Below are 23,640 nucleotides of genomic sequence, written 5' to 3'. Positions count from 1 at the left end.
ATATGTATATTACTATAACAACAAAAGGATAAGGACAAAATTGGCCGGAAAGACACCGGTAGAATACCGGAATCTTTCCGACCAACTGATTGCCTAAAATAAACTCCAATTAATGGGGTTCACTTCAGTTTGATGATTACTAGCTTTTTATTTATGCTTGTTTAACAATGTCAGCTCCAATATTGGCTTTATCGCAAATCATGGCTATGACGTACTGAATTGCTTCGCTATCTTCCCAATCGACTGACAAATCAAGGTTGACTTCACGACTATCTTTTAATTGAACTCGTAAATAATATGGTGTTGGCAAATTAAATATTATTTTCTTAGGGGCATTGAATGAACCACCTAAAACGTTGGCAGGTGCATTCATATCTTTTCCCACGACAACGGTCAAAGCTTTAATATCGCTAAATTTAAAAATAAATTGGTCTTCGCTAAATGGCATCAAAATTGATTGAAATCTGACCGCAAAGTTTTGATAATCGAAAGATTTGATTCCATTATTGTCTACTTCCCAATAGCCATAAAAATCGCTCAAGGTACGTGCAAAAACTAGCCCGCTGATCACTAAAAAGGTAACTCCTAAAATCACTGCTAGGAGCACTAGATGGGTGAAAAAGGCAATTCCTAGTCCGATGATTAATCCGATTCCCCAACTGATTGCCATTGGTACATAATTGATCTTTTGACCAAATTCGATACTTTCCATTCTGGTTCTCTCTTCTATTAGTTTACGGTTATTATTGCTAATTAATAATTTTATACTTTTAATCGTAACATAGGAAATAAAAAGGCGATAATAGAGTTTAATCTACTATCGCTTATTTTTAATTCTATTTAAGATATTTTTTAAAGAACTCTGCTTCATCGTCATTAGCTTGTTTAGCAATATCATCTTTTTGGTTAATTAAGAAAACATGTGCTCTGGGATGTTCTTGATCTCCATACATTTTACAAATATGCGTAATTCCTTTAGCCGTTAAGAAACCATCCATTTTGATCGAGTTGTTTCTGACAAAATCATTATTTGCAGTTGAGATATAAGTTGGTAAAAAGTCTTGATTGATGTATTTTTCGGTATCTAGCTTTTCTCTTTGAGATTTCACAACTTCATCCGTAAAGTAGCCACCGACAGCACCTGAGATAGTCCCTGGATCAAGCATGAAATTAGCTGAACTATTCAAAGCTACTGCCCTGAATTTCAAATCAGGTAATTCGTAACCAAACAATTTGCGATACTTATTATTGGTCAAAATGGTTACATATTGTTCAGCCATTTGACCACCAGCACTGTCACCGACTAAAAAGACATTGTTAGTATCTAAATCATATTCTTTAGCGTGATTAGCTACCCAATGGATATATTGGTCGACTTGATTCAATTCTTCTGGAAAAACTGCATCTGGAGCTAGCTGGTAATTAGGATTAACAAAAGCAAAACCATTCTTAGCCCAATTCAAGCCATAAAATTGATATGTTTCCTTTGTTCCATAGCACCAGCCGCCACCATGGATATTAATAACTGTTGGAATTGGTTTATCAACATTTTCTGGTAAATAAATATCTAAGAGATTCCATTTGGGATCTGGACCATAAGAAAGGTTATCGATTCTTTTAACACCTTTAACCTTGGTGGGAAGTCCAGCATCCCTTTTATCATCATTTGTTTGGAATTCTTTTCTCATTGCTAAAATAGCTTCAGTAATTTTTTGATTTGTCATGAAATAAACACCCCATGTTTATTTTATAACTTTATTCAACAAAAAAACCTCTCAAGTAAATAGATTCATTTTCAATCTACTCACTTAAGAGGTAATTAATTTTTAATTTAAATATTTAAATCAAGACTAACCAATCAGTAATTTATTTAAAAATTACATCATGCCGCCCATACCGCCGGCTGCAGGATTGCCACCTGCTGGAGCAGCGTTATTATCTTTTGGTTCTGGCTTGTCAGCAACAACAGCTTCAGTTGTCAACAACAATGCGGCAACACTGGCTGCATTTTGTAGAGCTGAACGAGTAACCTTAGTTGGGTCGATGATGCCGGCCTTAACCATGTTTTCCCACTTGTCGCTAGCAGCATTGAAACCAACTTCATTATCTTGTTGCTTGATGTGTTCAACGATAACTGAACCTTCGAAACCAGCATTTTCAGCAATTTGACGTAGTGGTTCTTCAAGTGCACGAGCTACGATGTTGATACCTGTTTGGACGTCACCGTCTTCTTTAAGGCTTGTAACCTTATCAAGTACATTCATCAAAGCTGTACCACCACCAGCAACGTAACCTTCTTCAACAGCGGCACGTGTTGAGTTTAGAGCATCTTCAATTCTGTACTTACGTTCTTTCAATTCAGTTTCAGTAGCAGCACCAACTTTAACAACAGCAACGCCACCGGCTAATTTAGCCAAACGTTCTTGAAGCTTTTCTTTGTCAAAGTCTGATGTTGTTTCACCAATTTGCTTCTTAAGTAAGCCAACACGTTCGTCAATAGCATCCTTATCGCCAGAGCCTTCAACGATTGTTGTGTTGTCCTTTGTAACTGTAACTTTACCAGCTGAACCTAATTGATCCATAGTTGTATCTTTTAGTTCAAGGCCAAGGTCAGAAGTAATAACTGTACCACCTGTTAATGTAGCAATATCTTCTAGTTGAGCCTTACGACGGTCACCAAAGCCAGGAGCCTTAACGGCAACGACATTGAATGTACCACGAATCTTGTTCAAAACAAGTGTTGGTAGAGCTTCACCTTCAATATCATCAGCAATGATAAGCAATGACTTGCCTTGTTGAACAATCTTTTGTAGCAATGGCAAGATATCTTGAATATTTGAAATCTTCTTATCAGTAATCAAGATGTATGGATTGTCTAAGTCAGCTTCCATCTTGTCGTTATCAGTAACCATGTATTGTGAAATGTATCCACGATCGAATTGCATACCCTCAACAACATCAAGTGTCGTATCGATACCCTTTGATTCTTCAATTGTGATAACACCATCGTTACCAACTTTTTCCATGGCATCAGCAATCAATTTACCAGTTTCTTCACTAGCTGATGAAACTGAAGCTACTTGAGCAATATCGCTCTTGCCGGAAACCTTGTGTGAAATGTTGTGAAGTTCATCAACAGCAGCCTTTGTAGCCTTTTCGATACCACTTCTGATACCAACAGGATTTGCACCAGCTGTAACGTTCTTCATACCTTCCTTAACGATTGCTTGGGCAAGGACAGTAGCTGTAGTAGTACCATCACCAGCAATATCATTTGTCTTTGAAGCAACTTCAGAAACTAACTTAGCACCCATGTTTTCAAAGTGATCTTCTAAATCAATACTCTTAGCAATCGTAACACCATCATTTGTAATTTCAGGTGAACCATAGCTCTTTTCAAGAACAACGTTTCTACCTTTAGGTCCAAGTGTTGTCTTAACTGTATCAGCTAGCTTGTCGACACCAGCCATCATCTTTGAACGTGCATCTTCTGAAAATTTAATTTGTTTAGCCATTAATTTTCACACTCCATAATTAATTTAAATTTTTATTTGATTAATTTTTAATGTTATTCAACAATTGCCATGACATCTTTTTCATGAAGGATCAAATATTCGTTATCTTCATACTTAACTGTTGAGCCAGCATATTTATCGAAAAGAATCTTATCACCTTTTTTAATGCTCATAGGTACTTTCTTTCCATCGTCAGCAACTAATCCGTCACCTACAGCAATAACTTGCGCTGTTTGTGGCTTTTCCTTAGCGTTGTTTGCCAAAACAATGCCACCGACTGTCTTTTCTTCTTCTTTATCGACTGTTACAATGACTCTATCTCCAAGTGGTTTTAACAATTTAAATCCCTCCGATTGATTATTTTTAAGTTTATTATTAATATTTAGCACTTGAAGTTCTCTTGTGCTAATCACAAGTTTTATATTAACATTTTATCAGTAACATGCAAGTATTTACCTTTAAAAAATATGGAGGAAACTATGTCTTACCAAACAAATCAGTTCTTTACACTGTTGACCTATATCCTATTATTATGTTTGGGTACTGGTCTATCAATGCTTTCTGTGACGGGCTCAGGCTATTTTGTTACTTTGACTATCGGTTCACTGATTGCAACCGGAATTATGATTTATTTAGTCAAATTAAGTGGTCGAAATGAATTTGAGAAAAAAACTACTTTAAATCATGATTTGCAGTGGATTATTATCGGAACCATCGGTGCTATTGTTTTGCAATACGGAATTGGCTTTGCTGATCAATTAATTTTTAACGCTAATACCAGTTCCCAAAACACCTTGCAATTATTATTGATGGTCAAAGCTTATCCATACTATTTCATTTACGTTATGATAGCTGCACCAATCATGGAAGAAATCATCTTCAGACGAGTTTTCTTCGCTAACTTGATTAAACCAACCAATGTTTATATTGCTGCAATAATTTCTGCTTGTTTGTTTGCTTTCATGCATCAAGATACAAGATTTTTAGTTTATGTCGCCATGGGACTTTGGTTCTCATTTGTTTATTACAAATCAAAAAATATTTATGCCAGTGCTGGCAGTCACTTATTGATGAATGCCATCGTGTTAACTTTGGCTATTGCCTAGGTCAAGCACTTTACAGAAAAAGACAGATTACTTTCGAATTTTATCGAAAATAATCTGTCTTTTTTTAGCACTAATTTTATTCATCAAGACTATCTAAAAAAGTCCAATTTAATTTAGTATGGTAATTTCCAGAAGCATTCATCATCCTATTATCCATTTCCAGTAACACACCCTTGTCAGCACGCCAGCTTAATGAGTTCATTCCCTGGCCACTGGTAGAGTTGGAAACAAGAATGGAGTTATTGAGAAGATCAGCTTCACCATCATCATCGTAATACTTGAGATGTCCTTGTAAAACATTGCCACTATCATCAGTAAAATCGGCAGCTTGACTCAAATATAATTGCACGCCTGATTTACTTCTTCTCATATCATCAACGTTCATAATATTATTTGGCCAATTAGTTTCATCTTGACGATAGATAACTTTCTCATTCCCAATTGGTTTAATGGTTCCATAATCGATATCATTAACTTGATATTCGAGTTTATTGGTAATCAAGTTTAAAGTCCTAGTATCGCCACTTTTCTTGACGGTATTGCCATTATCATCAGTTCCTTCTATATGAGCATTGGACCGGAAGCTCTCACGACTGTTGACGTCACTGACAGTCGTTTGAATTTCAATTTCATGGCTTTGATTGATTCCAAAAGCGAGGTTCTTAATTTTTAAATCATCTTCCCCACTGCCACTAGTAACTGAATAATCATTCGTCTCTTCGCCATCGATCAAAACTTTGTTAACTTTTGTATCTGATCGTAATGGCACCGTATAGGTGGCATCCTTGAGCCGAGCACCATTACTAGTATTAGTGATGGTGGAATTGTAAACTACCTTATCTTGACTGATAACATCATAAATCGTTTTTTCGGTATCACTGTTATTGTCATAGGTATTGTTCTTGATAGTCTCATCTAATTCAATTGTCGGACCTTCTGTTGACAAGACATGTAATTTAGCTTTGTTAGTATCGTATTCGTAAGTCTTACCATTGGTCTTTGCTTCAATGTGGGCAAAGTATTCAGCTCCATCATCATCAAGCGTGGTTGCATCGGTTGTATGGGCAACTGAATTCTTGCCAATTTCAATTTCTGATTGTTCATGAGTGATTGGATCTTCTTTAAACCAACGAATTGAGTAGTTCAAATCCTCTTGTTCTTCGAATTCACCAATATTTCCCATTAAAGCAAAAGTAGCTTTTTCACCGACATTAACGGTTTGATCTTCCAAACCACCACCAACCATTAATTTCGCCTCAGCTTCTTTGGGTGCACTATTGGAACTGTTGACAGCTGTTGCCGTAACGGTCACTTCACCACTTTGTGAACGATTATTAGCCGTAATTAAACCAGTTTCCTCATCAATAGTTGCTAATTCTGGTTTATCAATACTCCACTTAATCGTCCCCGTAAAGTTTTCTGGTTTCACATGTGCTCTGGCATAAGTCGAAGTCGTCGTGATATCTGAAGTCTGATTATAGATATAATCATCATCAGTTGTGACTGTTAAATCATCAACATCGACGTCGCTATCTAAGGTGTGGACCGCTGCAACTTGTGACCAAACCGTTGGCGATAATGCTGAAATAAACATATACCACGCTGTTTTTTGTTGATAATATTTTGTCCCCACTTCTGTCGGTGTCAAAGTAAGATTCTTTTTATTCCCGCCGTTTTTTCTTTAACCTCTGACCAAGTTTTTCCATCGCTACTTTCGTACCATTGATAGTGGGCCCAAAATGTAGCCGTCAGCAAAAAAGTAGCAAAGGATCTCGATTGATCGGTATAGAGTTTAGTCGTGTTATTTTCAACGACATAAGTATTCGCATTCGGTTGTAGATTGTATCCTGAAGTCAACCAGATTCCCAAGAATTTCTTAACATCATCGGTTGGCTCATGTTTGGGTACAACCGTTACCTCATCCTTTAAGTCCAAATTAGCTACTGGAGAATCCAAGGTGTCTGCTTGAATTTCACTGGACTTATCACTCATAAAAAGGCATGCAAAAAAAGAAATCATAACCAAGCAAAATAATATCTTATAAAATTTATTTGACTTGTGCATTATGAATCCCCTTTCATTTTACTAAAAGAATTATATCATGAGATTTAATATATAATAGTCAATATTTGCAAAATATTTTTCAATATTTAGATTGAATTTCGGAGCTAATAATTTGACTTTCTATAAAATATTTGATTTAAAAAAATAAAGTTTCAGAATTTAAAATTATTCCGAAACCTTATTTAAGTTATTCTTGAGAATAAACATTCTAAGTTGCTTCTAGAAAAAAATCCCCCCAATACATTTTGATGCAGACCAAAAAAGCTACTAATTCAAAATACGAATTAGTAGCTTTTTCTTTAATGCTTGAAAGTCGAGTTTGGCAACTTCCAATTATGTGTTTAAATCGTCTATATCACAGGGAGTTAACTAATCCCCACGCTTATATGATGCAACGTACTTTTGACGCTTATCGTCATCGAATTCATGTTCACTCTTAGCAATAATAACTGTTGCAAGAGAATTACCGACAACGTTAACAGCGGTACGTCCCATATCTACAAGACGGTCGATCCCAGCAATGAAGGTCAAACCTTGCATTGGCACACCGATAGTCGATACCGTGGCTAGGAGTACGACAAACGATGCTCCGGGAACTCCGGCCATCCCTTTAGATGTTAACATCAATACCACAACAAGGGTAATTTGTTGCCCAAGGGTCAAATTGATGTTGTAGGCTTGAGCCAAGAATAAGGCAGCAAGAGATTGATAAATAGCTGATCCATCAAGGTTAAAAGTATACCCCGTTGGAATAACGAATGAAACGATTCCCTTTGAAGAACCATATTTTTGCATTTTTTCAATCATCTTTGGCAAAGCTGCTTCTGAACTGGCAGTAGTAAAGGCCAAAGTGACTTCATTTTCAATAATTCTGAATAATTCATAAAACTTAACATGGAAAATATGTCCCACGATTGCCATAACGACAAAGACGAAAAACGCCATTGTGGCATAGGCAATAATGATAAAGAGCAGCAACGGCTTCAAGGAACCGAATCCCATTTCACCGACTGTAACACCAATCAACGCACAGACACCAATAGGAGCTGTCCGCATGACCCAATTAGTGACCTTGAACATAACATTAGCGACGGCATTCAACAAATCAACGATAACTTGGCCTTGCTTACCGATTGAAGCTGTTCCGAGGCCAAAGAAGACTGAGAAGAAGATGATAGGCAACATATCACCCTTGCCGAGTGAGGCGAAGACGTTAGTTGGTATAATACTCATCAATATCGACCAAATACCCGAATGTTTGGCAGATTTAGCGCTCGATGTATATTGACTAATATCCGAACCTTTTAGACTGTGAATGTCAATAAAGGTACCAGGGTGAGTAACATTAGCGACGATAATACCAATAATAATCGCTAGTGTGGTCATGATTTCAAAATATATTAAAGTTTTTAATCCAATCCGGCCCAACTTTTTAATATCACCCATATTGGCGATACCAACTGTCAAACAGGATATTACAATTGGTAAAACAATCATTTGAATCATGGAGATGAACATTGTTCCAATGTTCTGCATGACTTGGATAGCAGCCTTATTCTGGTAGAATACTTGTCCAAGAATAATACCTAGAATCAAACCAATGATGATTTGCCATCCTAGACTAATTCGAAAAAACCGTTGTCTTTGCAATTTTAATTCTCCTTTGAAGTAACTTAATTTTAATTATAGAAGACTTTTCTTTAAAATGGAAAATGTTAACGATTTCAAATTAAAATTTCTTTCATATTATTAATTTATACGAACATTTACAGAAGCAAGTGTAAAGATTGTTCTTGTTTTAGTTTATTTTGAAGTAAAAAAATACAGAATATACGGATTTTATTTTCCTGTATTCTGTATTTTAGAATTATTTTTGATTTTATTATTAGAATTTGGGTTTTGGTTATGAGATGTGGGTGAAAGAATTTAATAACCAAAATTGGTTAATTGAATAACCATTCTTTCTATTTAATAGTGGAAACGAGTTACGGTGGGGCAACTCCCTACAAGATAGCTACGCCTCCCAAATCACTCGCAAAAAGCGCGAGTAATTCGGGAAGCTAGGCTATCCTCCGGGAGCTGGTCGCCCCACCTTCACTCTCTTAGGCTTCGCCTGATTCAGATGCAATAATATCCAAATCTCCATCCAAGGTCCATTCACTAACTGTGGCTGGTACGATTAAGTGGATGCCTTTCTTCAAGTCGTAATCTTTTCCATCTACGGTAATCTTTCCAGTTCCATCTAGGACTGAAATTAGTGTATACTTACCGATTTGGTGTTTTAAGTTTGCTGGTTCTTTGATTTCCCAGTGATAGACTGAGAAGAATGGTGAGATTGGTGGTTTTACAAAGGTTGTAAATTTGTTTTTACCAACTTGTTTTGATTCAATATCTAATTGTGGGTCTTTATGAGGCACAATGATTGTATCTTCTGACTGTTTAATGTGGAGATCACGCTTCTTGCCTGTGGTCTTATCTACACGGTCATAATCATACAGACGATAAGTGGTATCGCTGCTTTGTTGTGTCTCTAATGCCATGATTCCTTTGTTCAAGGCGTGAACTGTTCCACTTGGTACATAGTAGAATTCACCCTTTTTAACTGGAACTTTTCTTAACAAGTGGTCCCAATCTCCGGATTCGATCATTTGATCTAGTTCTTGTTTATTCTTAGCATTGTGCCCATAAATCAAGTATGAACCTGGTTCAGCATCGATGATGTACCAGCATTCTGTCTTGCCTAGTTCATGTTCGTGCTTAGCAGCATATTCATTGTCTGGGTGTACTTGAACAGATAAACTAGCTTCAGCATCCAAAATTTTAGTCAATAATGGGAATACTTCTCCCTTAGGATTGCCAAATAGTTCTTTGTGGTTTTTCCAAAGGTCATCAACATATTGACCGGCAAATTCTCCGTTTTCGACTTCTGATCTGCCGTGTGGATGTCCGGAAATAGCCCAGCACTCGCCAATTGAACCTTCGGGAATGTCATATCCAAATTTTGTTTCTAGTTTTCTGCCACCCCAAATTTTTTCATGGAATACTGGCTTTAAGAATAATGGTTCACTCATAAAAATTTCCCCCAAAAAATTAATTTGTTTCTTCTGATGATTCTTCTATCTTGTTCGATTTATCACGGTCTAAGAAGAAAATCAACGTCTGCAATTCATTTGCCAAGTCGACATAGTGAACGCGGATGCTGCTTGGAACATTGATAATAACTGGTGTAAAGTTCAAAATTCCACGAACTCCAGCATCTGATAAAATATCAGCAGTTGTCTGGGCAGCGTTAGAAGAAACTGTCAAAATACAGACATCAATCTGTTGAAGATGGAGTTGTTCTTTAAGTTCACTGATATCGTAAACTGGAACTCCACTCTTAACTGTTCCGACAATTTCTTTATTAATATCAAAAGCTGCCGCGATTCGAACATTATTTGTTCGAGAAAAGTTATAATTTAGTAAGGCGTTACCTAAATTACCTACACCAACTAAGGCTACGTTAGTTCTCTTGTCTTGATTTAAAAGCTTCTTAAAAAAAGCTACCAAATCGTTGACATCGTAGCCATAACCACGTTTTCCAAGTGCACCTAGATATGAAAAATCACGTCTAATTGTAGCACTGTCGATTTTAACCCCTTCTGATAGTTCTACAGAAGAGATTTTTTTTGTGCCCTCATCTTTGAGAAATTGGAAATATCGATAATAAATTGGTAAACGCTTTATCGTTGCGTTTGGAACTGTTGTTTTTGTCATAATTTACCACCATATGTGTGTCATTTCACTAACATTTATACTAAATAAAAATCATAAAAAACGCAACACGTTAATCCTATAAAGGCACAAATTCTTAATTAATGATAAAATTGTGAAGATATAAAGGAGTTATAAACTTGATTCTATTACAAGCACAAAATATTACGAAAAATTTCGGTACCAAAAAACTTTTCTCAAATGTTAGTTTTGAAATTCAAGACAACAGTCGAATTGGATTAGTGGGCCGCAACGGAGTTGGCAAATCAACTCTCTTAAAAATCATTTCTGACCAAGAAAGCTACAATAGTGGAAATATTGCCTTAAAAAAAGATACTAATATTGGCTATCTAGCTCAGGATTCTGGTTTGAATAGTGACAGCGAAATCTTCTCAGAAATGGAGCACGTCTTCGACTACTTGAAAAAGCAGGAAAAAGAAATGCACCAACTGGAAGAAAAATTAGCAGATCCAACCGTAGCCGACTACGATCAAATTTTAAAAGAATACGACCGTTTGCAAACGACTTTCCGTCAAGAAAATGGTTATGGCTATCAATCTGAGATTCGCAGCGTTCTCAAGGGTTTTGGCTTTGACGAAGAAGTTTGGCATGACCAAATCTCAACTTTATCTGGTGGCGAGAGGTCTCGCTTGGCGATGGCTAAGATGCTTTTGGAACACCACGATATCTTGTTATTGGATGAACCAACTAACCACTTGGACATCAATACGGTCGAATGGTTAGAAAATTATTTGAAGGGCTATCGCGGGGCTTTAGTTATCGTTTCCCACGACCAGTACTTCCTCGATAAAGTTGTCACGGAAATCGTTGAAATCAATCAACATTCCTCAACTCGTTATTCAGGTAACTACTCGTTCTATCTTCAAGAAAAGAAGAAAAATCAAGAGGTTGCTTGGAAACATTACGAAGAACAACAAGCGGAAATCAAAAAAACCGAAGAATACATTCAAAAAAATATCGTTCGTGCTTCAACTACCAAGATGGCTCAAAGTCGTCGGAAAAAATTGGAACACATGGATGTCTTGGATAAGCCTGGTAGTGACCAAGGCTCAGTCCACTTCTCATTTGATATCGACAAGGAAAGTGGCAATGATGTTTTACTAGTTAAGGACGCCGCAATCGGTTATGACAATCAAATCATGTCTGAGCCTATCAATTTGGATGTAAAAAAAGGTGAACGTGTTGGTATTATTGGACCTAATGGTATCGGTAAATCAACTTTTCTTAAATCTATTTTAGGCAAGATTCCTATGATCAAAGGAACTAGTCAATTTGGTGCCAATGTTCAAATTGGTTACTACGATCAAAATCTGAAAGGTTTAAATCCTAAAAAAGATGTTTTGCATGAAATTTGGGACCTATATCCTCGTTTAGATGAACAAGTTATTCGAAATAAATTAGGTGCTTTCTTGTTCAGCGGCGATGACGTTTTGAAGCCTGTTGCTGGTTTATCTGGTGGTGAAAAAGCTCGCTTGATGCTGACTAAACTATCTATGGAAAATGATAATTTCTTAGTAATGGATGAACCGACGAACCATTTGGACATTGACAGTAAGGAAGTCTTAGAAGACGCCTTGAAGAGTTTTGCTGGAACTGTCCTCTTCGTTTCCCATGACCGGTATTTATTAAATACCCTAGCTGATAGGATAGTTGATATCAGTTCTAACGGCAGTAAAATCTATCTTGGGGATTATGACTACTACTTAGAAAAAACCACTGACAAGCCTGTTGAAGAGTCAGAAGAGAAGTCTTCAACTGTTAGTGAAAAGAAAGTTGAATATCAACAATCTAAAGAGCAACAAAAACAAGAACGCAAATTACGTCGCCAAGTTGATGAATTAGAGAAACAATTGACTGAACTCGAAGACAAAAATACTGCTATTCAAAAAGAAATGACTAAAGATGAAAATCTCACTTCTTATAGCAAACTGGCCGACTTGCAAAAAGAACTCGATGAAAACAAGCAGCAACAAGATAAAATTGAAGAAGAATGGACCGAAAAGTCGATTGAATTGGAAGATTTCAATTCATAAGTAGACTCTTTAGTCTATTTTTTTATTGCCTTAATCTAATGAATCTGATAATTTAATTTAAACGACTTTTTATTAAAGAGGGTCAATGAAAACAAAACAAGATAATTTTTTAAGTAGATTTATCAAAGGTATCGTGATTGCCTTAGGTTTCATTCTTCCTGGAGTATCAGGTGGCGTTTTAGCCGCCATCTTAGGAATCTATGAACGACTCTTAAGCTTTATGGCACACGTCCGTGAAAACTTCAAACGCGACTTCCTTTATTTTCTGCCGGTAGGAATCGGTGGGATTGTCGGAATCGGCGTCTTATCTAAACCATTAGAATATTTATTACAACACTATCAAGTTATCGTCTTGTGGGGCTTTGCCGGAACAATTTTAGGAACGCTCCCTACCCTAATCAAAGAATCAACTTCACGAACTGATCGTGACAAAATTGACCTTTTATGGTTTTTCTCCATGTTGATTGGTGGTGGATTGTTTCTCTTCTTCATGAGTGAAATCTTTGGAACGATCCCTGCTAATTTCTTTGGCTTCATCATTGCCGGAATTTTGATTGCGCTAGGGGTTTTGGTCCCTGGTTTAAGTCCATCTAATTTGTTGATTATCTTAGGATTGTACACGCCGATGCTGCAAGGATTTAAGGATTTTAATCCACTCGTCTTCATCCCCATCGCAATCGGTGGCGTGATTTCTATGCTGGTCTTTTCTAAAGCCATGGAAAACTTAATCAAACATCATCACTCAAGGGTCTATCACTTCATTTTGGGAATAGTTTTAGCCAGTACGATTCTAATTTTGATTCCTAATCCTTATTCACCCGAAAGTATTTCTTATCAAGGCGTGACAGGTATCGACTGGATTTTAAGCATCGTCTTCTTTATTCTCGGTTGCGGACTAGCTCTGTGGATGAGCAAATTGGAAGATAAATATAAATAAAAATAACGCTGAGAAAATGAATTTATCATTTATCTCAACGTTATTTTTTTAAGTAGTCATTTTTTATTTCGTATGATGTGGTGACACGATTATCTTTAACCTGTTGAATCGAATTTGAATAGCGATTCTCAAAAGTAGCATCATTGCCTGGCTTTAAAGCGTCCATCCCCAGTAAATCTTGGTAATGCAAAACTTGTTTCATCGTAAATTGATTTCCTGATAGTAAACCTAAAATGGGAAAATCCTCAGTTTCCCTAGTTACAAATTGCATGATATTTGAGAATTCCATCTCATCGCTATGTTTAGGGTTCGCAGCATATTCATTAAGTGCTGTATCCTTAAATTTAAAGTCGACCGGATCACTTAATCCACTCCCCCAAACTAAGTTCCAGCTCTTAGTATCATGGTCATACTTTACTCGATGCCATGACTCGTAATTCATTGAAGAAAAAGTATTCTTATTCGATTCAAAAATCAAAGCAACGTAATTAAAGACACGTTCATGATTTTCAGTATAAACATTGATAAAAGGAAAAAAGAGATGTTTTTCATCGATTTTCACATTAAAATCAATCATCTTTGAAATAACGTATTTCCTGATATCAGCTAAAGTTGAGTCCTCTTTTTGGACAAAAGTCGACTTAGGTAGCTCATAAGCGTGATTGGCATTATTCAATGTTTTCGTATAAACATTATCTGTTTGATCATCATACTTTAAAACGACATATGAAATTTTCGTTGTTGTTTTCATTAAAACACCTCCCATATTTTGTAACATAACTCATCCACAATTACACTTCATTTGCATTATAATTCTTTAAAAATAAAATATAACAGTTTTTTTGTTTTTATTTATTGATTTGTTTATATGGTTTGTGCACGGAAAAACCCAGATCATTTAGATCTGGGTTTTAGTTTATTCATTTCTAAATCTCTAAGGGTACAAAAACACAATAAAGAGCCAGCCTACATTACTTTGAGTTTTATCGTTTCTAAATCTTTAAGGGTACAAAAACGTATCTCTACAGCTCGAACAATTGAATCAAGTTTTATCGTTTCTAAATCTTTAAGGGTACAAAAACTCAGTAGTCTTCTTAGCTGGCTTAGATGATGTTTTATCGTTTCTAAATCTTTAAGGGTACAAAAACCTACGTAGTAATTTTCAAATTTTTTGTATAGTTTTATCGTTTCTAAATCTTTAAGGGTACAAAAACTAAGCATCCAAAGTGGTAGGAATACTAAATGTTTTATCGTTTCTAAATCTTTAAGGGTACAAAAACCCGCTGGGCTCGGGAAAACAAGGGCTTGTTGTTTTATCGTTTCTAAATCTTTAAGGGTACAAAAACCTAACTAGGATTGTTATGTTTTAAATATTTGTTTTATCGTTTCTAAATCTTTAAGGGTACAAAAACCTCAAATCAAAAAATTGAATTATTATTAATTTTCCAAAAATTTGGTCTCTGCATCAGATAGCAAATATTTTTCTGGATCAAGCGACGTCTCGTAACCCAAAATCTCATTTACTACCTTCAATAATACCAAATCTTTACTTGGAATAAAATTGATTTCATCATTGCCAATATATTGAGAAATTCGTCTTATTGAATTTACGAAGTTCATTTCCGTTACCACATATTTATTAGGATAATGCATACTGACTGACTTTTTTAATTCGTCACTTGGTAGTAACTGGTGAAATTCATCAGCACTAATAATTATTTTTTCTAAATCACCTGACGTTAATGGAACATTCTCAAGATTGTTACCTAAATAAATGATTTTTAAATCATAATTCAGAGTTAATTTTTTAAGACTCAGAATAAAGTTGGCTTCATCTTCAGGTGCCACAAAACCACTTATATCATATAAGATTACCCAAGAAGTTTTGCTTAAACTCTTCAACTGAAATTCTAAAAAGTTAACAAACTCATCCAATAAAACTCCGGTATCTAAAAATTCTAAAGGGTAATTGATTCCATCTGATTCATATCCTACTATCAAACGGTTTTTCAATAATTCAAGATATGATGTATCTTCAAATTCGGCTCTTAAATTATTTGAGTAAGTCTTTAATAGTTTCTGAACAATGATTTCTAATTTTAAAGTCTCATTATTCAATTGCTCTATTTCGTGATCAATCTCATTATCATCAGACAAGCTATTCAATAACTCAAACAATAATGTACCCTTTTTGTAAGTCATCTGCGTATAAATATCGTTTCGACTGTTTATAAAATAGACATTATTATTCCTTACTGATAATTTATCGTCATTATATAATATTTCAATTTCATCTTCGCCATAAATATTCGTTGTTAGTTGGGGATTTTTATGAAAATAATAATATAAACTGCGATATATTTCCCAGATTTGTTTCCTATTCGGGCCCGTTATATATGCAGCATCTTCAAAATCTATTTCCAAAAATTTTTGATTTTCTATTTCGATTTTTAATGTCATATAATGACCAGCTCTTTATTACCAACCAATTCTTCTTGCTTACTGCGACTACCCACTAAAATCTTCATATCGTTATATTGTTTCTCACTGACAGCAATCAATCTAACTTCTCCATGCACAGGCAAAAAACGTTTGATAGCTTTTTCGTACTTTTTCCCAGCACTACGATTTTGAATGGCACGGGCATAAACGGAATACTGTAACATTGTGAAACCATTTCTAATCAATTCTTTTCTAAAAATTCGATATTGTCGTTTTTCATTGACAGTATCAACAGGCAAGTCAAACATACACATCATTCTCATATTTTGATACTTCAACTTTCTTCACCTACAAAATTTTTCAATTTTATTTTTAAAAGTAATTCAGGGCTGTGTTCTTCCATCGCTAATATGAAACTAGCTACATATTCCTCCATTGAGTTTGCAATAGTCGTTTTTCTATTGTTTAGAGTTATTTCTTGATTCATGAATTCAATTATTTTTAATCTCGATTCATAATCTAAATAGTCCTTATCATTAAGAACATACTTATTAACCCAATAATCCATCAAAGGACGATACGGTTCCATCAAATCATCAACTAGATTAAAACTATTGAACTCATTACGATGAAAAATACCTAACATCGTCACTAATCCATTACCAACTACTATTCTAGCCATACAAGATCTGACTATGGCATATCCAAAATTCATTGCTGAGTTTATAACATTATCGTCGCCACGAGTGAAATCATTACCATAAAGCGAATCAAAATAGACTTTGGCCACATGTCCTTCTCGATTAGTTGAATCTCCGCTTTTTAATTCATTTACTAGAGATTCCATTAAATCTAGACGTTCTTCAGAAACACCATAATATCTGGCATAAGCAATTTGATTAGTAATCTTTTGGCCAACAACTTCTTTCCAAAGCTCTCCTTTTTGTTCATCACTCCAAGATGCTTGTTTGATAACTCTTTTTGAATAGTGATGATATTGGCCATAGGGTAGATAGATACCAACGGGTAAATACTTATCATCACAAATTACTAATCCAATATTATTTTGGCTTAAACTTGATAGTAATTTAGTTGTAATCGTTGTGCGATTTCCTTCCAAAACAACCATTGTAATATCAGACAGAGGGATATAAACTTTGTCTTCTTTTTTTCTGACTTCTAAATTGTCCAGGCGCAACCTTAAGATATCTCCTTCTTTAATATGAACTATTCGCCATGCCATTAATTCACCTCCAATTTTCGAAAAAAAAACCACCTATTTAAAATAGGTGGTAAATTCGGAATAAATCCTTATTTTTGTAGATCCTTAAAGATTTAGAAACGATAAAACTAAAACTTTAAGCGAATGAACGTTCAAACATATAAGGCGTCCCTTACATATAGAATAATATCACATGTGAAACATTAATCAAGTATATTTTTAGGACTATCTGTCTCTTTTTTTATATAGAATGGATTGCCTAATATATCAGTGTTTGCTTTCCATATTTTACAATTTTTGGGAACTAACCTTTTTAATAGTCGTCCTTTAGTATGACCATATATTGGATAAATCGTTTCTCCATTATCAAATCTACTTATAGGTTTTAATTCCACATATCCTTTCTGTGAATCCATTGTACGGGACCAGAACAATAATTCCACTGACTCATCAGTTTCCGTATTTTGAACTTTAATCCTATCTTTTCTGTACAAACTAAACATAAACTCTGAATCATCAGCAACTTTTTCTCTTTGCTTTATTTCTAAGTACTTCCCCTTCTTTATGCCATATCCTTCTTGACTATTGAATTTCAAATCTGAATATTTAATACCCATGATTTCATATTCACCAGTTTCATGGTTGAGATAAACATCAGTTCTCCAAGGTTTTAAAGACTGTAAAATTACATGTTTGTTATTAGCATTCTTAGGCGTGATATCAATATGAGAACCCAATTTCTTATCCAAATACTTGAGTTGTTTAATTACAGGACCATTGCCTTTCTTGGAGTACTTTTGAACCATCCCGTGATCACGACGATAAAGTTCAAACGGACTGATTGCAACTGACTTAACTTTCCCATTATTTTGAACTTGATCGATTTTATCAGGATATTGTTCCAATATCTTTTCAAGACGTTCAAAACTTCTAGGGTCATATTTAGCTAATAAGAATTTAGTTTTGTCTTTTTTATAAACTTTATCAAAGGCTTTGTAGCCATCGGTCGAATAAATATCCTTTACTTTTGCCACAATATATTCTGATGGCTTTTTATCCTTTGCAAGTTGGCCTGAACGTGTGGAGTAAATTGTGGCATCACTAACTTTACGGTTCGTCTTCTTATCAACTTGATGTGAGAATTTAATTCGATCATCTGCATTCATTATTTCAGAAACAAAACCATTGTATGGTTGCTCATACAGATTCTTATCAAATTCCTTATCGTCTAAAATTTCTCCAGTTTCAATATCAATGGACTCTTCATTGACCTTAACTGGGAAAATACTGCCTGATTTTTTCCAAATATTTAAGAATGGCGTTGAAGCGATGATTGAAGCATCAATTGCATGATGATGGAAGGTATCTCTAGTTTTATCAATATGCCAGTGTTTTCTCATATTAGATGTGAATTTTCCACGAATAACTGTGACTTTGGTATCTCCATCTTTTTCTTTGAAAAATTCTTGTAAGCTATTCAAAACTACTCGAGATGAATATCTAGTATCAACTAAGTTTCTCGAAATAAATCTCTTTCTGGTTTCAATATCGCTGACATTTTCAGAGAACAAATAGTTTTGACGTTTATTTTTACCGAATTTTTTATTTTTCAAAATAATGGTTTTGAAAGTGTCAAAGTTTAATCCATGACCCTCATTCATAAATTCAAATGGCGTTTTTTGTGCCTTAATTTGATTCATGGATGCAAAACAAAGCGTCTTATTGTTCAAACTATCATCAAATGAAATCGATTGTGGAATAATATGGTCAATTTCAAACTTATCAGGATTTTCAATCAAATCGATTGCATGAATCGGTTGGTTATTATATGGATCAATTTTATCTTGTTGATACCAGAGTCTAATTTCTGTTTGTAATTTTCGACTCTTACTCAAAGCAATTTTAACAGTCTTTTCATTACCAATTGAAGCAACGAATTCTTGATAGGCTTGATCTTTTTTATTCTTATTTTCTTTTTGAAAGGCTTCGATGTTATCTTTTTCTTCTTTAAGATTTTTATCTCGAGGCATTTCTACAACTAAATAGTCGATATGACCATACTTTTTCAAAACAGCATTAACAATTTTCAAGGCTTCACGAACTGACTTGGCAGCAACCGGATTAAAAATATCTTGCATTATTTCTCTATATGGCAAATATTTGTCATCTTTAAATCGTTTGGTATCTTTTTTGACTAGCCCTAGTTCATTCAACAATGTCATTTGTTCAATTGGACGTTCTATCATCTCTGGAATCAAACGATTCATTGTCTTAACAGAAAAACGATGCCACTTATTATTCGTTTTGATTTCAAAACTATCTTTATGATTGATTATTGTCTGAATCAAATCAGCATCTAAGAAATCAAAATCAGGAGCTAATTGATTATTGAGTTGCTTTCTGATTTCACCGTTTTCGGTATTTAATGTCAAGATAAAACTTAATCGATTAAGAAAATCGACTGGCCAATCACTAATATCAATCCCTTGGTTCAAGAAATCTTTATGCACTTTTCGGTAGATTTTCATCGAGCTGATTTCTGGCTTATCTTTGGAATCAGTTCTAAATCCCTTAATATCTTCCTTTTCGCAACCAGTTATTTTTTTAATCAAAGGAATCATGCTGACAGTTTTAACGCTAGTCTTCAACTCAGAAATTATTTTTTCTTTATCTTCTTTGGTTAATTTTTCATCTTCATAATTCAAGATTCTTAAATTATTTAAGTCATTTAAAACATTAAATAATTGAGCGGTGTATGAAGCAGCTGAAGCTCTCAATTCTTCTGGATAAATTTTATCGTGTCCAATTAGTTCTTCAAATAAATTATTTAGCGTTCTGCCATCTTTTTTGTAAATTCCATAATCGGTTCTTGCTTTGGGACTTCCCGGACCGACAAAATAATCTCTTTTTCTAGTTAAAATTTCACAATAATCTTTTTCAAATTGATCAGTCAAAATTTCTGGATAAAATTCACGCTGTTTTTGAATAATCTGTTTGGCTTCTTTTTCGTAAGCTTTGTTGGGAAAAACATTCAATAACACCTTTTGTTGCTCCACGTCATTGCCAACAACGACTTTACCACGAACGGCACCCAATTTATTCAATCTATCCAATTGAATTTGTGCAGGAGTTTGAGACTTCAATTCTTGATTATTTATTCTTAAACTGGCTGAATAATCAGTTCCTGAACTATCGCCTTCAACGTCAGCATCTTTCAAGTCATAACTGATTCCTCGACGTTTAACTAGATGATACAGACTTTGCGCTAACTCTTTTTTAGTTAACTGTTGCATTAAGCCCTTAACTCTTAATTCATAAGGATTTAAATTATCATTAAATTCTTCAAAATAATCATTTTTGTTAAAATTAGGCATTAAACCAAATCGTTCAAATAACTTAGCTGTATCTTCACGACGTTGCTTATTCCGATTCAAAAGTCTTCTCGAACCTCGCATGTCACGACGTGTTTGATTCTCTTCAGCAATTTTAGAATTGAACAGTCTTGAGCCTAATTCAAGTACTTTCCCCTTATCGATATCCAAAACACTAAATCCGACCGATGCAACACCAATATCTAATCCTAAACTAATTCTATCTGTCATTTTTATATCCCCGCTTCAATATCAATACAAATTAAATAAATCACTAACTAAAATATATCATATTGATTTCTAATTCGGAGCCTTTTTATAGACATTTTGTACTTAATTCAATATTTTTCCAGCCAAATAAAAACCTCAAAAACCAGTTTCAAAACTGATTCTTGAGGCTTTTCTAATTTATTCTAGTTTTTAAACGAGTGAATAGGTGAAGGAATTCTTCCACCACGGTGAATAAAATCAGCTGGACTATTAGTATTAACTGCCATAACGGGAGCTTTTCCAAAGAGTCCTCCAAATTCAACTTCATCCCCAACGCTCTTGCCAGTAGCGGGAATGATTCTAACAGCAGTCGTCTTATTATTGATGACACCAATTGAAGCTTCATCAGCAATCATCCCACTGATTGTTTCCGCAGTCGTATCGCCAGGAATGGCAATCATATCTAAACCAACTGAACAAACAGCAGTCATTGCTTCAAGTTTTTCAATATTCAAATTACCAGCACTGACAGCACGGATCATTTCATTATCTTCTGAAATAGGAATAAAGGCACCTGATAAACCACCAACGTGTTCACAAGCCATGACGCCACCCTTTTTAACAGCATCGTTCAATAATGCCAAAGCAGCAGTAGTTCCTGGAGCACCAACGCTTTCTAAGCCAATCTCTTCCAAGATTTCAGCAACAGAGTCCCCTTCGTTAGGAGTAGGCGCTAGCGACAAGTCAACAATGCCAAAAGGAACGCCGAGAGCTTTTGAAGCAATGTTTCCAACGAATTGACCCATTCTAGTTACCTTAAAAGTCGTCTTCTTGATAGTTTCAGAAACAACATCGATTGGTTGTCCTTTGACATGTTCCAAAGCTGTTTTGACCACGCCAGGGCCACTGATACCAACGTTAATTACGCAGTCGGCCTCTCCAACGCCATGAAACGCCCCCGCCATAAAGGGATTGTCCTCAACCGCATTGGCGAAAACAACTAAGCTCATACAATTAACCGGATCATCTTTGGCCAAATCTTTGATAACTGTTCCCATTTGTTTAACCGCATCAAGATTTATCCCTGAGCGAGTTGAACCAACGTTGACCGAACTACAGACTCTACTGGTTTGAGCTAAAGCTTCTGGAATAGATGCAATCAATTTAGTGTCGCCAGTTTGATAGCCCTTTTGAACTAATGCTGAAAAGCCACCAATCAAGTCAACTCCAATATCTTGAGCTGCCTTATCCATCGTCTTAGCATAAGCGACATAATCTTTATCATCTGAAGCCGCCGCAATCATTGAAATTGGCGTCACTGAAATTCGTTTATTGACGATGGGAATACCGTATTCAGTTTCAATCTTATTAGCTACCTTAACTAAGTCTTTTGCCTTAGTCGTCAATTTATCATAAATTTTTTGACGAGCCTTTTTACCATCGCTATCGATACAATCAAATAAGGAAATCCCCATTGTAATTGTCCTAATATCTAGTTTTTCTTTAGAAATCATATCAATTGTTTCTAAAATCGAATTAGTTTCCATGGGACCCTCCTAAAGTTTTTGAATTGCATCAAAAATTTCTTGGCGTTGAATACGAATATCCAAACCAGTTTCTTTGCTTAAATCTTTTAAATTACTTTGAACCGTATCAAAGTTAGTGGCATCATCTAATGTCACCATCATCATCATGGTAAAATTCTCATGCATTAAAGTTTGCGAAATATCAATAATATTAACATTAAGTTCTGCTAATTTATTAGAAACCTTCGCTACGATACCTACATGGTCATGACCTAATACTGTCAGAATTGCCTTCATAGTGATCCCTCGTTTTCATAAAGTTTGTAATAATCATAAACGAAGTTTTAATCTCAAACAAGGCAAATTAAAAAGAGATTAAGAATTATCTCATAATCTCTTCGTATAATTATTCTTATTCCATATCAAAATCTAAACTAGGATCAGCATTCAAGTCTAAATCAGCAAAATCTTGTTTGTCATATTGGATTTGCGCCATTGCACCGATCATCGCCGCGTTATCGCCACAAAGTCTTAATGGTGGGAAAATCAATTCCAAATCCAAATTGCGTTTCTTGATTTCTGCAGCCAAACGTTTGCGCAATCCTTGGTTAGCTGAAACGCCCCCGCCAACAACTAACTGCTTAACTGGATGTTGTTTCAAAGCTCTAAAGGTCTTGTTACTCAAGATATCGAGTACTGCGCCTTGAAAACTAGCAGCTAAATCATTTTTATCCAACTCTTCATGCACTTGATCAGCATGGTGAACAGTATTAATGAAGGCACTCTTCAAACCACTGAAACTGAAGTCGAGGTTATCTTCTTGCACCATTGCTCTTGGGAAGTTAAATGTATCCTTACCAACTGCAGCCATTTGGTCAACTTGTTTTCCAGCTGGATAATTGATTCCCAACACGCGACCGATTTTGTCATAAGCTTCTCCAACAGCGTCATCACGTGTATCGCCAAGCGTACGGAATTCTCCAGGTGCTGTTACTAAGACTAACTCAGTGTGTCCACCTGAAACCAACAACGACATGAATGGATATTGTAAATCGGCCACAAAATTAGCTGAATAAATGTGTCCAGCTAAATGGTTAACTTTAATCAAAGGCAAATCATGAGCAAAAGCAATTGTCTTTGCAGCCATGATGCCAATCAATAATGAACCAACTAAGCCAGGACCGTAAGTTACTGCTACAGCATCAAGGTCTGCATACGTAACTTTAGCTTCGTCTAAAGCTAAATTGATACATTTTGTGATTTCTTCAACGTGGTGACGACTGGCAACTTCGGGTACGACGCCGCCAAATCGTTGGTGACTCTTTATTTGTGTAGCAATGATGTTAGATAATATTTCATTGCCATTTTTAATAATAGCTACTGATGTTTCATCGCAGCTACTTTCAAATGACATTATTAGTGTATCCTTTTTCACAATTT

Annotated in this window: 21 protein-coding genes and 1 CRISPR repeat array; of the genes, 4 read left to right on the top strand and 17 right to left on the bottom strand. The window is 35.2% G+C overall.

All coding sequences use genetic code 11. From position 1 onward, the window contains the following. On the top strand, positions 1-97 hold a 97-nt coding region (locus FHL06_RS15105), incomplete at its 5' end, for an IS3 family transposase (RefSeq protein WP_153384755.1). 54 nt (positions 98-151) lie between these two features. Here the strand turns inward: FHL06_RS15105 and FHL06_RS05260 are convergent. The 4 genes from FHL06_RS05260 to groES form a co-directional block, all read right to left on the bottom strand. Continuing rightward, on the bottom strand, positions 152-712 hold the full coding sequence (locus FHL06_RS05260; protein ID WP_153385181.1) for a hypothetical protein: 561 nt from the start codon (positions 710-712) through the stop codon (positions 152-154). Positions 713-836: 124 nt separating this feature from the next. Beyond that, entirely contained in the window at positions 837-1,724 is an 888-nt protein-coding gene (locus FHL06_RS05255) for an alpha/beta hydrolase (protein ID WP_153385180.1), read from the bottom strand. A gap of 153 nt (positions 1,725-1,877) precedes the next feature. Beyond that, complete coding sequence (groL, locus tag FHL06_RS05250; RefSeq protein WP_153385179.1) at positions 1,878-3,515, bottom strand: chaperonin GroEL; 1,638 nt, start codon at positions 3,513-3,515, stop codon at positions 1,878-1,880. Between the two features lie 53 nt (positions 3,516-3,568). Then, a complete protein-coding gene (gene groES, locus FHL06_RS05245; RefSeq protein WP_153385178.1) occupies positions 3,569-3,853 on the bottom strand; it encodes a co-chaperone GroES in 285 nt (94 codons plus the stop codon). A 141-nt stretch (positions 3,854-3,994) separates the two neighbouring features. Here groES and FHL06_RS05240 point away from each other — a divergent pair, with 141 nt between their 5' ends. Next, the gene (locus tag FHL06_RS05240; RefSeq protein ID WP_238333965.1) at positions 3,995-4,621 is read left to right on the top strand and encodes a CPBP family intramembrane glutamic endopeptidase; all 627 of its coding nucleotides are present in this window, start codon (positions 3,995-3,997) and stop codon (positions 4,619-4,621) included. Between the two features lie 76 nt (positions 4,622-4,697). Here FHL06_RS05240 and FHL06_RS05235 read toward each other — a convergent pair whose 3' ends face one another. The 5 genes from FHL06_RS05235 to FHL06_RS05215 all read right to left on the bottom strand — a co-directional run bounded on the left by FHL06_RS05235 (position 4,698) and on the right by FHL06_RS05215 (position 10,441). Next, positions 4,698-6,269 (bottom strand): hypothetical protein, encoded by a 1,572-nt coding sequence (locus FHL06_RS05235; protein WP_153385177.1) that lies wholly within the window; start codon positions 6,267-6,269, stop codon positions 4,698-4,700. Continuing rightward, on the bottom strand, positions 6,266-6,613 hold the full coding sequence (locus tag FHL06_RS05230) for a hypothetical protein (protein WP_153385176.1): 348 nt from the start codon (positions 6,611-6,613) through the stop codon (positions 6,266-6,268). Before FHL06_RS05230 ends, FHL06_RS05235 begins: the two co-directional genes overlap by 4 nt. 441 nt (positions 6,614-7,054) lie before the next feature. Then, positions 7,055-8,335 (bottom strand): cation:dicarboxylate symporter family transporter, encoded by a 1,281-nt coding sequence (locus tag FHL06_RS05225; RefSeq protein WP_153385175.1) that lies wholly within the window; start codon positions 8,333-8,335, stop codon positions 7,055-7,057. Positions 8,336-8,787: 452 nt separating this feature from the next. Continuing rightward, positions 8,788-9,756 carry a mannose-6-phosphate isomerase, class I gene (gene manA, locus FHL06_RS05220; RefSeq protein ID WP_153385174.1) on the bottom strand — a complete coding sequence of 323 codons (969 nt, stop codon included), beginning with the start codon at positions 9,754-9,756 and terminating at the stop codon, positions 8,788-8,790. A 19-nt stretch (positions 9,757-9,775) separates the two neighbouring features. Next, complete coding sequence (locus tag FHL06_RS05215; protein WP_153385173.1) at positions 9,776-10,441, bottom strand: redox-sensing transcriptional repressor Rex; 666 nt, start codon at positions 10,439-10,441, stop codon at positions 9,776-9,778. Between the two features lie 137 nt (positions 10,442-10,578). Between FHL06_RS05215 and FHL06_RS05210 the strand changes: the two genes are divergently transcribed. Together FHL06_RS05210 and FHL06_RS05205 are read left to right on the top strand one after the other, a co-directional pair. Further along, on the top strand, positions 10,579-12,492 hold the full coding sequence (locus tag FHL06_RS05210; protein WP_153385172.1) for an ABC-F family ATP-binding cassette domain-containing protein: 1,914 nt from the start codon (positions 10,579-10,581) through the stop codon (positions 12,490-12,492). An 85-nt stretch (positions 12,493-12,577) separates the two neighbouring features. Beyond that, a complete protein-coding gene (locus FHL06_RS05205; protein WP_153385171.1) occupies positions 12,578-13,429 on the top strand; it encodes a DUF368 domain-containing protein in 852 nt (283 codons plus the stop codon). Between the two features lie 40 nt (positions 13,430-13,469). Here the strand turns inward: FHL06_RS05205 and FHL06_RS05200 are convergent, their stop codons facing one another. From FHL06_RS05200 to tsaD, 8 genes are all read right to left on the bottom strand, one after another. After that, positions 13,470-14,180 carry a hypothetical protein gene (locus FHL06_RS05200; RefSeq protein WP_153385170.1) on the bottom strand — a complete coding sequence of 237 codons (711 nt, stop codon included), beginning with the start codon at positions 14,178-14,180 and terminating at the stop codon, positions 13,470-13,472. Positions 14,181-14,343: 163 nt separating this feature from the next. Further along, positions 14,344-14,841: a CRISPR direct-repeat array (repeat unit 36 nt; unit sequence GTTTTATCGTTTCTAAATCTTTAAGGGTACAAAAAC). A gap of 25 nt (positions 14,842-14,866) precedes the next feature. Then, a complete protein-coding gene (locus tag FHL06_RS05195) occupies positions 14,867-15,889 on the bottom strand; it encodes a P-loop NTPase family protein (protein WP_153385169.1) in 1,023 nt (340 codons plus the stop codon). Further along, a complete protein-coding gene (gene cas2, locus FHL06_RS05190) occupies positions 15,886-16,194 on the bottom strand; it encodes a CRISPR-associated endonuclease Cas2 (RefSeq protein WP_153385186.1) in 309 nt (102 codons plus the stop codon). Before cas2 ends, FHL06_RS05195 begins: the two co-directional genes overlap by 4 nt. An 11-nt stretch (positions 16,195-16,205) precedes the next feature. Further along, positions 16,206-17,114, bottom strand: a complete 909-nt coding sequence (gene cas1 / locus FHL06_RS05185; RefSeq protein WP_153385168.1) for a type II CRISPR-associated endonuclease Cas1 — start codon at positions 17,112-17,114, stop codon at positions 16,206-16,208. A gap of 182 nt (positions 17,115-17,296) precedes the next feature. Then, the gene (gene cas9 / locus FHL06_RS05180) at positions 17,297-20,695 is read right to left on the bottom strand and encodes a type II CRISPR RNA-guided endonuclease Cas9 (RefSeq protein WP_153385167.1); all 3,399 of its coding nucleotides are present in this window, start codon (positions 20,693-20,695) and stop codon (positions 17,297-17,299) included. 182 nt (positions 20,696-20,877) lie between these two features. Further along, positions 20,878-22,221, bottom strand: coding sequence for a PFL family protein (locus FHL06_RS05175; protein WP_153385166.1), 1,344 nt, complete (start codon positions 22,219-22,221; stop codon positions 20,878-20,880). 9 nt (positions 22,222-22,230) lie between these two features. After that, positions 22,231-22,497, bottom strand: coding sequence for an ACT domain-containing protein (locus FHL06_RS05170; protein ID WP_153385165.1), 267 nt, complete (start codon positions 22,495-22,497; stop codon positions 22,231-22,233). 115 nt (positions 22,498-22,612) lie between these two features. Next, a complete protein-coding gene (gene tsaD, locus FHL06_RS05165) occupies positions 22,613-23,635 on the bottom strand; it encodes a tRNA (adenosine(37)-N6)-threonylcarbamoyltransferase complex transferase subunit TsaD (RefSeq protein WP_337692530.1) in 1,023 nt (340 codons plus the stop codon). Positions 23,636-23,640: the final 5 nt, after the last annotated feature.

Source organism: Companilactobacillus halodurans (assembly GCF_009600985.1).
Classification (GTDB): Bacteria; Bacillota; Bacilli; order Lactobacillales; family Lactobacillaceae; genus Companilactobacillus; species Companilactobacillus halodurans.
Note: the sequence above shows the minus strand (reverse complement) of the source record. Positions and strands in the feature narration are given on the sequence as shown.